The 14,465-nt window shown below is 62.8% G+C and carries 11 protein-coding genes; 6 read left to right on the top strand and 5 right to left on the bottom strand.

Translation table 11 applies throughout. The features are described 5' to 3' along the window. The 4 genes from GHK62_RS18870 to GHK62_RS18855 all read right to left on the bottom strand — a co-directional run. Positions 1-2,185: translocation/assembly module TamB domain-containing protein (locus tag GHK62_RS18870; protein WP_475527549.1), on the bottom strand; the 2,185-nt coding region annotated here is incomplete at its 3' end. A 98-nt stretch (positions 2,186-2,283) separates the two neighbouring features. Continuing rightward, on the bottom strand, positions 2,284-4,197 hold the full coding sequence (locus GHK62_RS18865) for an autotransporter assembly complex protein TamA (protein ID WP_153440663.1): 1,914 nt from the start codon (positions 4,195-4,197) through the stop codon (positions 2,284-2,286). Positions 4,198-4,458: 261 nt separating this feature from the next. Then, the gene (locus GHK62_RS18860) at positions 4,459-5,658 is read right to left on the bottom strand and encodes an NAD-dependent formate dehydrogenase (RefSeq protein ID WP_167528297.1); all 1,200 of its coding nucleotides are present in this window, start codon (positions 5,656-5,658) and stop codon (positions 4,459-4,461) included. 278 nt (positions 5,659-5,936) lie between these two features. Continuing rightward, positions 5,937-6,188 carry a YMGG-like glycine zipper-containing protein gene (locus GHK62_RS18855; protein WP_153440661.1) on the bottom strand — a complete coding sequence of 84 codons (252 nt, stop codon included), beginning with the start codon at positions 6,186-6,188 and terminating at the stop codon, positions 5,937-5,939. A gap of 424 nt (positions 6,189-6,612) precedes the next feature. Here GHK62_RS18855 and GHK62_RS18850 point away from each other — a divergent pair, with 424 nt between their 5' ends. The 4 genes from GHK62_RS18850 to hemA all read left to right on the top strand — a co-directional run bounded on the left by GHK62_RS18850 (position 6,613) and on the right by hemA (position 11,766). Further along, entirely contained in the window at positions 6,613-7,101 is a 489-nt protein-coding gene (locus GHK62_RS18850; protein ID WP_153440660.1) for a (2Fe-2S)-binding protein, read from the top strand. Positions 7,102-7,181: 80 nt separating this feature from the next. Further along, positions 7,182-9,530: a xanthine dehydrogenase family protein molybdopterin-binding subunit gene (locus GHK62_RS18845; protein ID WP_153440659.1), complete on the top strand. Its 2,349-nt coding sequence runs from the start codon at positions 7,182-7,184 to the stop codon at positions 9,528-9,530. Between the two features lie 15 nt (positions 9,531-9,545). After that, positions 9,546-10,343, top strand: a complete 798-nt coding sequence (locus GHK62_RS18840) for an FAD binding domain-containing protein (protein ID WP_153440658.1) — start codon at positions 9,546-9,548, stop codon at positions 10,341-10,343. A 208-nt stretch (positions 10,344-10,551) separates the two neighbouring features. After that, entirely contained in the window at positions 10,552-11,766 is a 1,215-nt protein-coding gene (hemA, locus tag GHK62_RS18835; RefSeq protein WP_167528296.1) for a 5-aminolevulinate synthase, read from the top strand. 19 nt (positions 11,767-11,785) lie between these two features. On the opposite strand, the gene dxr is transcribed toward hemA, so the two are convergent. After that, positions 11,786-12,961 carry a 1-deoxy-D-xylulose-5-phosphate reductoisomerase gene (gene dxr / locus GHK62_RS18830; RefSeq protein ID WP_153440657.1) on the bottom strand — a complete coding sequence of 392 codons (1,176 nt, stop codon included), beginning with the start codon at positions 12,959-12,961 and terminating at the stop codon, positions 11,786-11,788. A 212-nt stretch (positions 12,962-13,173) separates the two neighbouring features. Between dxr and GHK62_RS18825 the strand changes: the two genes are divergently transcribed. Next, positions 13,174-13,899, top strand: a complete 726-nt coding sequence (locus GHK62_RS18825) for an META domain-containing protein (protein ID WP_153440656.1) — start codon at positions 13,174-13,176, stop codon at positions 13,897-13,899. 119 nt (positions 13,900-14,018) lie between these two features. Then, positions 14,019-14,420, top strand: a complete 402-nt coding sequence (locus GHK62_RS18820) for a MarR family winged helix-turn-helix transcriptional regulator (RefSeq protein ID WP_153440655.1) — start codon at positions 14,019-14,021, stop codon at positions 14,418-14,420. The last annotated feature ends 45 nt before the right edge of the window (positions 14,421-14,465 follow it).

Below are 14,465 nucleotides of genomic sequence, written 5' to 3'. Positions count from 1 at the left end.
TGGCAATCGTCAGCGCATCGCGGCTGATGCTGCCGCCGCTCGCCTTGAGCGCGATCGACGTAATGCCATTGACGGTGCGGACTGTTGCGGAACCGGCGAGATCGCCGGACGCGGTCTGGCCGGCCATGGCGGCCAGCAGGCCGAGATCGGGCAGGGTGAAGTCGATCGTGCCGTCCGGCTTGAAGTCGGGCGTCAGGTTGAGCGCGCCGGTCAGCCGGTTGTCGCCGATCGTCGCTTCCAGGGCCGGGATCGAGGTGCGGCCGTTCTCGGAGACCACATCGGCCCGGGCATTGATCGCTTGGCCGCCAAGCGTGCCGGTCGCGGTCAGCTTGGCTTGTGGGTTGCTCGGCGCCGCCGTCGCATCGGCGTTGATTCTGAGATCTTCCAGCGTGCGGCCGGCCAGCGTTGCGCCGCTGGAGGTCATTTCCGCCTTGATGCCGAGTCCGTTGAGCGGACCCGAGAGCGAAGCGCGGAACGCCGCCGCACCCCGGGCGTCGGCGATAAGCCTTCCGAGATCGGGCAGATTGCCCTCGATATCGGCGGTCAGTGCGCCGTCGGCGAGCGTCATGGTGCCCGAGGCATCGAGGGGACCGGATTTGACTTCGAGGCCGCTCAGCCGGACGCTGCCGTCCTCCCCGGTCGCGACGCTTCCCGTCACCGCGATCGTGTTGTCGAATTTTGCGGCGATGCCGGGCGGCAGAACACCGGGCACCGCAAACAGCTTGAAGGCCGCCTCGACCGTCGTATCGGCGCGGCTCAGGTTGCCGGTAATGCTGCCGCCGATGCTTGCGCTTTCGATCGTCAGCGGATCGAAACGAATGTTCTCCGGCCCGACGTCGATCGTTCCGTCGAGCTTCACGGGCGCCTTGATCGCCCGGTCGAGATCGGCGCTTTCAAAACGGCTCTCGCCGACCTCGACCGTCGTCTTCAGCGATCCGGACTGTGTTTGCAGATTGAAGGCGTCGCTTTGCGCCGAAAGCCGAACGGCGCCAAGGCTCATCTCCGGCAGGGAGAGCGAAGGGATATCGCCAGCGATGTCGAGGATCGCCGATTGTCCGTCGCCGATCAGCGAGAGATTGGCGGTGTTGATCAGCGCGCGCAACTCGCCTTCCCGCAGCGGCCAGCGGAAGTCGATGGCGCCGCTGGTGCCTGCAAGGCTTGCCTGAAGATTGTTTTCGCCTTTGCTGTTGACGATGCCGGATGCGTCAAGAGTCAGTGCGCCGGTCGAAACCCTGCCGGCCTCGATCTTCACCTTGCTCGATCCATCGAAGGCGGCCGTCACGTCGATCTTCGTCGTCCCCTCGAACAGCGGTTTGAACACCGCCGGCACGAGCGGCACGAGGGCACCACCACCGGCGAGGGTCAACCGGTGCATGCCGTCCGCGGCCTGCACATGGCGCCCATCGAGCCGGAGGGTCTCGTTGCCGTCGAGCGAAGCTGTGCCCGATCCGGCCCAATCGGAAAGCGGGCCTTCTCCGGTCAAGGTGATGTCGACAGCCGGTTCGCCCGGCAAGCGGAGCAGTTTGGCGAGCAGTCCGCCCTTCGGTTCGGCGACCTTCGCTTCCAGCTTCAGTTGATTGCCGGCCGGATTGAAGAGAATATCAGCGACGGCGTGCGCCTCGGGGCGATCGCGTTCGGTGGCATCGAACGCAAGGGCGATGCTCGAATTCGTGGCGTTCACGTTGCCGCGCGCGGTCAGGAACTGATCCTCGCCGGCGATCGCCTTGCCGATCATGATCTCCTTGAGATCGAAGGCGTCGATCTTGACCTCGACCGGCAGTGCGAAACTCCTCCGCACCTCCCTTGTCTCGGTCGAGGGAATGGGCGTGCGTTCGACGCGGATCGAGCCCGCCGAAATATGGTTCGCATTGAACCGCATGGACAATAGCTCGACCGGCGACCAGTTGACCGACAGATCGCGGATCTCCGCATAGATCCCCTTTCCGTCGAAAAGCGTGACCGAGCCGGCCTTGAAATCACCGGTCAGCAGGGCGCTCGGATCCGAGATGCGGACGATCTGGTCGGGCGTTGCGGCGTATTTCTCGATTGCCCAGGCGACGAGCCGCGCGCCGGGCGTCGTGAAGCCGACCAGGGCGATGACGAGGAGGAGCAGGACCACGAGAGTGCCGAGGCCGGCAAGGATAAAGCGCAGCGCGGACCGAAGGAAGCGGATGACCTGATTCATATCCTACCCATAGACCAACTTACGCCGTTTCGGAATCGGCAGCGGGTTGTCGCCTGCGTAAACTATCTGCCTGAACTATCAACAAAATCAGGCGCAATTCAGAAAGACTGGCCGATGCCGGCGTAGATGCCGTAGTCGGTCCCGTCGGGGTATTTGTTGAGCGGTACGGCGAAATCCAACCGGATCGGTCCGAAAGAGGTTGCATAGCGCAGGCCGATGCCGGCACCGGCGCGGATATCGGAGAAATCGGGGGTCGTCGCTTCTGAAACGGTACCGGCGTCAAGGAAGGGGACGATGCCGATCGTTTCGGTTATCGCGATGCGCGCTTCGAGCGAGGCGCTGACATAGGAGCGGCCACCGGTCATATCGTTGTCTTCGTCGCGCGGGCTGATCTCCTGGAAGGAATAGCCGCGTACCGACCCGCCCCCGCCGAGGAAGAAGCGACGGGGCGCCGGTATGTCGGCGAGTTCGTCACCGCCGACGAGTATGCCGGCGCCGAGCTTGCCAGCAAGCACGAAGCGCTTTTCCTCGCCCAGCGCGTAATAGCCGGAGGCGGAGGCCTCGAACGAGCTGAAGAAGGTCTTCCCCTCGATCTCGTAGCTCGGTTTGGCGTTGATCAGCGCGCGATAGCCTTCCGTTGCGTTCAGCTTGTCGTCGCGCGTGTCGCGAACATATTCGAACGGGAGGGCGGCGGTAAGATAGGAGTTCTTGCCGAAGGCGTCGTCGACGTCCGCCCAGCTCAATTCCGCCCCGCCCGAGAACGTATCCTGCGGCGAAAGCTCGAAGGTTGCGCCGGCTGCCGCGGTGATTATCTTTGCGCGGTAGGCGTCCGGGTCGACCAGGCTTGCCTGAAGGCTGGCAGTGAAGGTCGATGCCGGGCCGAAGGCGCCAGGCTTGGCGAACAGGATACCGGCGGAATAGTCGAGGCTGCCGACGTCCGTGGTCTCGCCAATCCGGTTGACCGAGCCTTCTATTCGCAAGGATTCCGCGCGGCCGAACAGATTGCGATGGCCCCAATAGCCCTGCACACCGAGGCCGTCTGTGGTCGAGACCTGGCCGCCAAAACCGAAATAGCGGTGCTTGCCTTCGGAAACCTCGATGTTCATCGGGATCTTGCCGTCGGGCGTCAGCGCATCGGCTTCCTTGATCGTGACGCTCGAAAAAACGTTCAACTGACGCAGGCGTTCGGCGGCCTTGCGGATGTTTTCCGGCGAATAGGGGCGGCCGTTGTTGAGGCGGGAATAATCCCTGACAAAATCAGGATCGACGGTCTTCGTGCCGGTGACCGTGAGCTGTCCAACCGGCGCGACGGGGCCGCCGGAGGCGCTGATCGTCACGTCGACGGTGGATGTGGCATGGTCGGCGACGACGCTGCGCTCCGTCAGCTTCGCGAGCGGTCGGCTCTGTTCCTTCAGATCGTCCACGATCTGCTCGCCCGCCTTGATTATCAAGGTCGAGTCGGCGCGGCCGCCGCGCTTCAGATCGTAAGCGGCCGGATCGAACCCGGCGGCATCGCCTTCGAACCTGACCGAGTCCAAGGTAAACGCCGGCCCCGGCACGACAGTGACCGAAACCGGCACGGGTTTGCCTTTCGGGAAGGTCGGATCGGGCGGCAGGCTGTCGATATTCTGTCCGTTGACCAGAATGGTTATGGTTCCGCCGTAGCGGGCCTTTTCATAAAGGCCCGCGAGGATGCGATCGCGGTCGTCGCGTGCCTTGATCGCAAGGCCGAGATCGCCGGAGACCGGATTTTCCCGGTCCTGGTAGAGCAGCGAACTGTTCTCGATTGCCTCCCGTAGCTCCTTGTCATCGGTCCCGGCGTCAAATGTCAGGGCATAGTTGACCGGGTTGATGACCTGGACTTCTTCCTCGTCGCTTTCGAAGAAGCGCATGCCGAAGAGCCTGAACGCATGGGCCTGGTCGATGGAAAACGGGCCGAGCACCGCCGAAGCCACAACTGCGAGAGCGGTCGCTGCCTTCCAGTGCGCAATGCTCGATCGTGCTGGAGACATCCCCTCCGCATCCCGTTTCAGGCGACTCACAACAAACTGCCTGCATATGCGGCATCGGCCACTTTAGCAGAACAAAGTTTTCTATCTGTTAACGATGACGGGCTGCCGCATCCACCCCGAAGCGACGATTCGGGGCAGATTTTCGGCAAAAGGGCCTCGTTATGTTGTGCTTGAGGCACAAAATTGCAGCTCGACGGACAATACGCCGTTCGGGGGCTCCCCCACGTTGCAACTGTCAGGCGATCCGCAGATCCGGCGCATTCAGGTCTTGAAGCGTGCCGCCTCCTCGGACCCGCGCGTCGCGTCTCCGGCGCTGTAGGAGTGCGCGCCGGCTCCGGCGAGCTTGCCGCCGGCGACGATCAGATATTCCTCGCGGATCGGCTTGCCTTCGAACCAGCATTCGAGAATCTCGCGTGTGCCGGCGGCATAGCGCGCCTGGGCGGACAGTGACGAGCCCGAAATATGCGGCGTCATGCCGTGATAGGGCATCGATCGCCACGGATGGTCCTTGGGTGCCGGCTGCGGGAACCACACATCGCCCGCATAGCCGGCGAGCTGGCCGCTCTCAAGCGCCCGCGCGACGGCATCGCGATTGCAGATCTTGCCGCGTGCGGTGTTCACGAGATAGGCGCCACGTTTCATCTTGGCGATCATGGCCTCGTCGAAGAGGTTTTCCGTCTCCGGATGGAGCGGCGCGTTGATAGTCACGACATCGCAGACGGGCACCATTTCCGCCGCGGTCTGATGGAAGGTAACGCCAAGCTCCTTCTCGACCGCGTCCGGCAGCCGGTGTCGGTCGGTGTAGTGGAGTCTGACGTCGAATGGCTTCAGCCGGCGCAGCACCGCGGTGCCGATCCGCCCGGCACCCACCGTGCCGATCTCCATGCCCTCGATATCGTAGGAGCGCGCGACGCAGTCGGCGATGTTCCAGCCCCCTTTCACGACCCACTGGTAGGAGGGTATGTAGTTCCGCGCAAGGCTAAGGATCACCATGACCACGTGCTCGGATACGCTGATCGAATTGCAATAGGTCACTTCGGCGACCGTCACGCTGCGGTCCATCGCGGCCTGCAGGTCGACATGGTCCGAGCCGATGCCGGCGGTGATCGCGAGTTTGAGCTTGGCCGCCTTGGCGAACCGTTCCGCAGTCAGATAGGCCGGCCAGAAGGGCTGCGAGATCACAACCTCGGCGTCGACAAGTTCCCTTTCGAACACGCTGTCGGGACCGTCCTTGTCCGAGGTCACCACCAGGCTGTGCGCCTGGTTTTCGAGAAACTTCCTTAGGCCGAGTTCGCCGGACACGCTTCCCAAGAGGATGCCCGGCTGAAAATCAATAGCCTTCGGGGTGGGAAGCGTCTGGCCGCCGGGATAGTGTTCCAGTTTCGGCAGGCCATCCCGCGCGTAAGCCGTCGGGTAGCCGTCGACCGGATCATCATAGAGGACGCAAACGACCTTTGCCATTTCCATCTCCCTTTGAAGACGAAGAGGAAGGCCACGGTCTTTCAAGACTGCCGGTCAATGCGGACGAACAGAGAGCGAGGTGCCCTGTTGAATATCGGTGGCCAGCAAGGTCGCTCCTGGCCCTCCCACATTCGTGGAGTTGATACTGCTCAAGAAGGTGGAGGAGCGGGACACGGTTTCAAGTGGCCACAACGCCGCATGCGAACGGACAACGCTGGCCTCCAGAGAAAAAGCCCCGGATCGCTCCGGGGCCGTGTGCTTGCGGATCGCTGCGGCAATCAGCAACGGTCGATGTAGCGGCGGCCGTAGCGGTCGCGGTAGTAGCACTGGCCCGGCTGTTCGCTCACATGGCCGATCAACGCGCCGGATACGCCGCCAATGGCTGCGCCGACCGCAGCACCACGTACGTTACCGGTGATCGCGCCACCGATGATCGCGCCCGATGCAGCACCGATGCCGGCGCCCTTTTCTGTCTGCGTGCAGCTTGCGACCGACAAGGCGACCAGCACCAATGCGATGGCTTTCTTCATGTTGTCCTCTCCGATCTCTACGGATCTCAGCCTGTCGCTTCGTCCGTCCCTGGATTGAAGGCGGGTCGACGAACGTCTCCGCCACTTGAACTTGCAATCGGGAAAATAAACGGTCGCCCGTGAAAGTCCACGGGATCCAGCGAAATGTTCCCGCCGCAAGATAATGGGATGTTTCCTGAACGGAACATGAAGGCGCTGTTCCCGCAGTCACAGCCCCCGCGGAATTTTTTTGTCGCGCACTGGCCGAAACGGTTGCGGCATTCCAAAAAAAGACAAATGATACAAAGCGCCGCGTCAGTCCGGGAGGAGCGGGCCCGCGGGCAAAGGGCATTGATATCAGTTGCGCGTACTTCAGTCGCGTGGACGCATGTCACCCGATTTGAAGCCGCGCTCGAGTTGGCACGACCGACCCCGGAGGAGCGAAATGGCGAAAATAACGATGACGGTCAACGGCCGCCAGGTCAGCGGCACGTGCGATGACCGGACGCTGCTGGTGCACTTTATCCGCGAAAATCTTGGACTGACCGGCACGCATGTCGGCTGCGACACGTCGCAGTGCGGCGCCTGCGTCATCCATATGGACGGACTGTCGGTCAAGAGCTGTTCCATCCTCGCGGTGCAGGCGGCAGGCTCGTCGATCACCACCATCGAAGGGTTGGCCAAGGACGGCGAGCTTCATCCGGTCCAGGCGGCGTTCAAGGCGCATCACGGGCTGCAATGCGGTTTCTGCACGCCGGGCATGGTGATGACCGCCGTCGACATGATCGCCCGGCACGGCAGCAACCTCGACGAGGCGACGGTGCGCGCCGAGCTCGAGGGCAACATCTGTCGCTGCACCGGCTACCACAACATCGTCAAGGCGATCCTCGCCGCCGCGGCCGAGATGGGCAGCGTGCGCCAAGCGGCCGAATGAGGCGCTTTCTGAGGGACGAAAGCGTCCCCGACGGATTTCATCGCAGGACTTTCGCTGAATGTCTCGGGAGGAGATAGGCAATGGGCGTTGAAGGAATTGGCGCGCGGGTGGCGCGCAAGGAAGACAAGCGGTTCCTGACCGGAAAGGGCCGCTACACGGACGACATGAGCGTGCCGGGCATGAAATACGCGGTTTTCGTGCGCAGCCCCCACGCGCATGCGAAGATCAGGAGCATCGATGCCGCGGCGGCGAAAGCGATGCCCGGCGTCATCGACGTGCTCGACGGCAAGCAGCTCACGGCAGACGGCATCGGGAACCTGATTTGCGGCTGGATGATCCACTCGAAGGACGGTTCGCCGATGAAGATGGGCGCCTGGCGGCCGCTGGCCGACGAGACCGTGCGCTATGTCGGCGATGCGGTCGCGGTGGTCGTCGCCGACAGCGTGAACGAAGCGCGCGATGCGGCCGAGGCCGTGGTCGTCGATTATGACCCGCTGCCGGTCATCACCGATCCGGTCAAGGCGCTGGCCGACGGCCAGCCCCAGCTTCATCCGGAAGCACCGAACAATCTCATCTTCGACTGGGAGCTCGGCGATGCAGCCGCGACCGACGCGGCGATCGCGGCCGCGGCGCATGTGACGGAGCTGAAAATCCTCAACAATCGCCTGTCGCCGAATGCGATGGAGCCGCGCGCGGCCCTCGGCATCTACGACTCGGGCGACGATCACTATACCTGCTACACGACCAGTCAGAATCCGCATGTGGCGCGGCTGGTGATGAGCGCCTTCTACAACGTCGCGCCGGAAAACAAGTTGCGGGTGATTGCCCCCGACGTCGGCGGCGGCTTCGGCTCGAAGATCTACATCTACCCGGAGGAGATCGTCTGTCTCTGGGCCTCGAAGCGGACCGGCGTACCGGTGAAGTGGACGTGCGATCGTACCGAAGCCTTCATGACCGACGCCCACGGCCGCGATCACGTGTCGACCGTGAAAATGGCGTTCGACAGCTCCAACAAAATCACCGCGCTGAAGGTCGACACTATCGCCAATCTTGGCGCCTATATGTCGCTCTTCTCCTCGTGCGTGCCGACCTATCTTTATGCCACCCTGCTTTCCGGGCAGTACGATATCCCGGCGATCCATGCCAATGTCCGCACGGTCTATACCAATACCGCCCCGGTCGATGCCTATCGCGGCGCTGGGCGGCCGGAGGCCACCTATCTCCTCGAGCGGACGATGGAGACCGCGGCACGGGAGCTCGGTCTTTCGCCCGCCGAGCTGCGGCGCATCAACTTCATCCGCTCCTTCCCCCATCAGACGCCAGTGATCATGAACTACGACGCCGGCGACTATGAAGCGTCGTTGAAAGCGGCGATGGCCGCGGCCGACTGGGACGGGTTTGCCGCCCGGAAAGCGGAAGCGGAGCGGCGCGGCATGAAGCGCGGCATCGGCATGAGCTGCTATATCGAGGCCTGCGGGCTTGCGCCCTCGTCCGCCGTCGGCTCGCTCGGTGCCGGCGTCGGCCTTTGGGAATCGGCGGAGGTCAGGGTCAATGCGGTCGGCACCATCGAAGTGATGACCGGCTCGCACAGCCACGGCCAGGGGCATGAGACGACCTTTGCCCAGCTCGTCGCAGACCGCTTCGGCGTGCCGATCGACAGCGTCAATATCGTCCATGGCGACACGGACAAGGTACAGATGGGCATGGGAACCTATGGCTCCCGATCGGGCGCCGTCGGCATGTCGGCGGTCGTCAAGGCGCTGGACAAGGTCGAGGCCAAGGCCAAGAAGATCGCCGCCCATCTCATGGAGGCGGACGAGAGCGACATCGTCATTGAAAATGGCGAGCTGAAGGTTGCCGGTACCGACAAGTCGGTGCCCTGGTTCCAGATGGCGCTTGCCGCCTACACCGCCCATAACCTCCCGGCCGGAATGGAGCCTGGCCTGAAGGAGGGCGCCTTCTACGATCCGTCGAATTTCACCTTCCCGGCAGGCTGCTACATCTGCGAGGTGGAGGTCGATCCGGATACCGGGAAGACGGAGATCGTCCAGTTCGTGGCAGCGGACGATTTCGGCAATATCGTCAATCCGATGATCGTCGAGGGACAGGTGCATGGCGGATTGGCACAGGGCATCGGCCAGGCGCTGCTCGAAAGCGTCCATTACGATCCGGATACCGGCCAGCTCCTGACGGCGAGCTATCAGGATTACGCCATGCCGCGCGCCGACGACCTGCCGTCATTCAAGGTGTCGACGTCGAACACGCCCTGTCCGAACAATCCGCTCGGCGTCAAGGGTTGCGGGGAAGCGGGTGCGATCGGCTCGCCGCCGGCGCTGATCAATGCGATCACCGACGCGATCGGCAACAATACCCTTACCATGCCCGCGACGCCCGAGAAGGTCTGGGCCGCGGCCCATGCCGCCAATTGAGACGGAGGACGAGAGATGTATGAGACGAACTATCACAGAGCGTGCTCTGTTCAAGAGGCCGTGAAGCTGATCAGCGGGGCCGCCGAAGGCAAATTACTCGCCGGCGGCATGACGCTCATTGCGACGATGAAGCAGCGGCTGGCGGCGCCGAGCGATCTCGTGGACCTTCGGCACATCGCCGAAATGAAAGGGATTACTGTCGACGGACGGTCGGTGCGGATCGGCGCGGCGACAACCCATCACGAAGTCGCGTCGTCGGCCGAACTCAAGGCGGTCTGTCCGGCGATTTGCACGCTGGCCAGTCATATCGGCGACCCGCATGTCCGCCACATGGGAACGATCGGCGGCTCCATCGCCAACAATGATCCGGCGGCGGACTATCCGGCAGCGTTGCTGGCACTTGATGCAACGATCGTGACCAACAATCGCGAGATCGCGGCGGCGGACTTCTTCACCGGACTGTTCGAAACGGCGTTGGACGATGGCGAGATCATTACCGCCATCACCTTCGATGCGCCGGCGAAGGCGGCCTACCAGAAGTTCCCGAACCCCGCCTCGCGCTACGCGATGGCTGGCGTCTTTGTCGCGCGCCGCGACAACGGCGACGTGCGCGTCGCGGTGACCGGCGCGGGCTCGAACGGCGTCTTCCGCCATCAGGGCATGGAGGCGGCACTTGCCGGCAACTGGTCACCGGATGCAGTCGGCAACGTCTCCGTGGATGCATCGGATTTGCTGACAGATCTTCATGCCAGCGCTGCCTATCGCGCCAACCTGATCAAGGTTATGACCAAGCGCGCAGTGGCCGCGGCTTGATGGAACTTAAGTATCGAAATAAGGGCGGCCTCGGCCGTCCTTTTTTGCAAAAGCTTGACTTCGATCAAAGTTAGGCGGATGGAGTTGCACTACCTGTTTTGGAATAGTTCAAAAGTAGGGGCCTTTTGCCGCAGGAGCAGGGGCCCTTCCGGGGTTGACCCCTGACCGCTTTGAATGAATGAAAGGCGTCAGGGCACTGGAGATGATGATGGATTTCGAGAGTTTCTTCAAAAACGAGCTGGACGGGTTGCATCAGGAAGGCCGCTATCGGGTTTTCGCGGATCTCGCCCGCCATCGCGGTGACTTCCCGAGGGCAACGCGCCACACGGCCGATGGCACCCAGGAAGTGACCGTATGGTGCTCGAACGATTATCTCGGCATGGGTCAGTCTCCGATCGTCACCGAAGCGATGAAGCGCGCCATTGACGAATGCGGCGCCGGCGCCGGCGGCACGCGCAACATCTCCGGCACCAATCACTACCACGTCCTGCTCGAGCGTGAGCTCGCCGATCTGCACGGCAAGGAATCCGCCCTCCTGTTCACCTCCGGCTATGTGTCGAACTGGGCCGCGCTTGGGACGCTCTGTTCCAAGATTCCCGGCATCATCGTCTTCTCGGACGCCGGCAATCACGCTTCGATGATCGAGGGGATCCGCCATTCGAAATGCGAACGCGTGATCTTCAAGCACAATTCTGTCGCCGATCTCGAAGCCAAGCTTGCGGCGGCCGATCCGCGTGCGCCCAAAATCATCGCCTTTGAATCCGTCTACTCGATGGATGGCGACATCGCGCCGATCAAGGAATTCTGCGATCTTGCCGACAAGTATGGCGCGATGACCTATCTCGACGAAGTGCACGCGGTCGGCATGTACGGCCCGCGCGGCGGCGGCATTGCCGAACGCGAGGGACTGATGCACCGGCTGACGGTGATTGAGGGAACCCTCGGCAAGGCCTTCGGCGTCATGGGCGGCTATATCACCGGTTCGGCGGCACTTTGCGATTTCATCCGCTCCTTCGCTTCCGGCTTCATCTTCACCACGGCCTTGCCGCCGGCGCTTGCCGCAGGTGCACTCGCCTCCATCCGTCACCTGAAGGAAAGCCAGCTCGAACGTTTCGCGCATCAGGAGCGCGTGCGGCGGCTGCGTTTGCTGCTCGACCAGCGCGGCATTCCGCACATGGTCAATCCAAGCCATATCGTGCCGGTGATGGTCGGCGATGCCGCCAAGTGCAAGTGGATCTCCGACCTGCTGCTCGACAATTTCGGCGTCTACGTCCAGCCGATCAACTATCCGACGGTGCCGAAGAAGACCGAGCGCCTGCGCATCACGCCGACGCCGCTGCATTCGGATGCCGATATCGACCATCTGGTCGGCGCGCTGCATTCGCTCTGGTCGCGCTGCGCACTCGCCAGGGCGGTCGCGTAAGCGCGGCCTGACGAATATTCTACCCAATGAGCCCGGCAGCCATCTGCCGGGCTTTTTCGTCCGCGGCGAAGACGTCGTCCATGGTGGCGGCCGGAGGCAGGTCCGCAAGGTCGTCCATAACCTTTTCGACGATTTCGGCCATGGCGAGGAAGCCGGTACGTCCCTTGATGAAGGCCTCGAGCGCCGTTTCCTTGGCGCCGTTCAACACGGCGCCCTGGACACCGCCTGCCTCCATGGCGCGCCGCGCGAGGCGGAGCGCCGGAAAGCGGACTTCGTCCGGCGCTTCGAAGTCGAGTCGCGAGAGTTTCGCGAAATCGAGCCGCTCGACCGGCAGATCGCACCGGCTTGGATAGGAAAGCGCATAGCCGATGGCGGTGCGCATATCGGGACAACCGAGCTGCGCCAGCACCGATCCGTCGCTGTAGCCAACCATCGAATGGATAACGGACTGCGGATGCACGATGACCTCGATCTGCTCGGGATTGAGCCCGAAGAGATGGCGCGCCTCGATCATTTCCAGCGCCTTGTTGAACATCGAGGCGCTGTCGATCGAGATCTTCAGCCCCATCGACCAGTTCGGATGGGCGCGCGCCGTCTCGGCCGTCACGTGGCGCATCTCGTCGAGCGACTTGGTGCGGAACGGGCCGCCGGAGGCCGTCAGGATGATTCGTTCGACGGCGTGGCGCTGATCGTTCTCCAGCACTTGGAAGATCGCATTATGTTCGCTGTCGACGGGGAGCAGCCGGCCGCCGCCCGTCTTGACCGCGTCGACGAAGAGGCTGCCGGCCGAGACGAGACACTCCTTGTTGGCAAGGGCGATATCGGCGCCGCGCCGGGCCGCGGCAAGCGTCGGGGCAAGCCCGGCATTGCCGACGATTGCCGCCATCACCCAGCCGGCGTCGCGTTCGGCCGCCTCGGTCAGGCCGCTGCGACCTGCGGCGACCGCGATCCCGCTGCCGGCGAGCGCCGATTTCAGGTCCTGATAAAGGTTGTCGTCCGCGGTCACCGCAAGTTCGGCGCCGAGCCGGCGCGCCTGTTCGGCAAGAAGCGGGATATTGCCGTTACCGGTCAGCGCGGCGACCTCGAAACGATCTCGTCCACCCAGCCGGTCGATGACGTCGAGCGTATTCGTGCCAATCGAGCCGGTCGAGCCCAATATCGTCAGACGGCGCTTCGTGCTGTCGCCGGATTCCATTGCCAAATCCCGTGTTCTTCTCGTTTGTAAGCTTTGCTTTAGGCTCTACAGCCGAAAGCCTCGGGCAACAAGGGTGGAGTTGGCGTCACTCCATCTCGGCTCGACGGCAGCGGGCAAAGAACGGGCGATACGTTTTCCGCTCGCATCCTGTGTCATGACTTATTAGCATCGGAATGGGTGGCCAAACGTGCCGCTTCGTGGAGGAGTTCCAGATGCTCAAGGCTCTGACTGCCGCTTCCTGCGCCTGCGTGTTGATAGAGCTTGCTTCCACCGAGATAGTTGCCGCCGAAAAGGTGCCGGAAGAACTGGTCGGCTCGTGGCTTGTCGAAGACATCGGCGGCGGCGGCGTGATCGAAGACCTCCATAGCGTGCTCGAGATACGCGAGGATGGTACCTATGGCGGCATGGCTGGTTGCAATAATTTCACCGGTGCCGTCAGCCCCTTGGGCACGACGATCACCTTCGGTCCCACCGCCGCAGCGCGCAAGATGTGCGCACCCGCGATCATGGATCAGGAACAGAAGTTCTTCGACACGCTCCGCGACGGGCTCACCTGGCGGATCGACGGCGGAAGACTCACGCTGACGAAGCCGGACGGTGCGCCGGTCATGCGGCTCGCCTCAATGGAGGCTGCGGCCGCCGGCATCGCCGAAATCACGCTCAGCATCCCCGATGCCGGCGCGGTCGATCGACAGAAGGTTCGTTATGATTGTGGCTGCGAGACGGTCGAGGCCGAATATATCAATGCCGGCCCCGTCTCGCTGGTGACCTTCTCGATCCGCGGCACCTACATCGTTGCTTCGGCGGTCATCTCCGGATCGGGCGCCAGATACGCCGGCGGGCGATATATCTGGTGGACCGAGGGCGAGGAGGCGACACTCTTTGATGTCGCGAAGGGCGAAGACGATCCCGGCATCGCATGCCGTAAGACTGGATAGTCACAGCCATAGGCGTTTGCCGTCTCCGCCGGGTTTGGGGGACCGAAAGGGAGATTGCGTCAGCGGAATCCCGGATCCGTCCTCTTGCGCAAACGAAATCGCGGGTATATACCCGTGCTATGCCAAGCGAAACATGTCACTGTATCGTGCTGCGCCAAGCCTCCCGAAAGGTCTCGTCCTACTATGACGAGGCGCTGGCGCCGCTCGGCGTGAATATCGGCCAGTTCAGCCTGCTTCGGAGCATTAACCGGCTCGAGCCGATCTCGCTTACGGAGCTTGCTGGCAAGGTAGAGCTCGACCGCTCGACGGTGGGCCGCAATACGAAAGTGCTGGAACGCATGGGACTGGTTGCGATCGGTCACGGGGAAGACCAGCGCGAAGCCATGGTGACCTTGACGAAGAAGGGCCGCCGCCTGCTGGAGGAAGGCGCCCCTCTCTGGGATAGTGTCCAGGAGAATATTGAGGTCCGTCTCGGACCGGAGAAGACGAAACAACTGCTGGAGCTGCTCAGGGAGCTCTGATTCTTTTATGCAAAAGCGGGCATATACCCGCAATATCCGCTGCAG

It is taken from the genome of Sinorhizobium terangae, from assembly GCF_009601505.1.
GTDB classification, from domain to species: Bacteria; Pseudomonadota; Alphaproteobacteria; order Rhizobiales; family Rhizobiaceae; genus Sinorhizobium; species Sinorhizobium terangae.
This window is presented reverse-complemented; position numbering and strand designations above follow the sequence as displayed.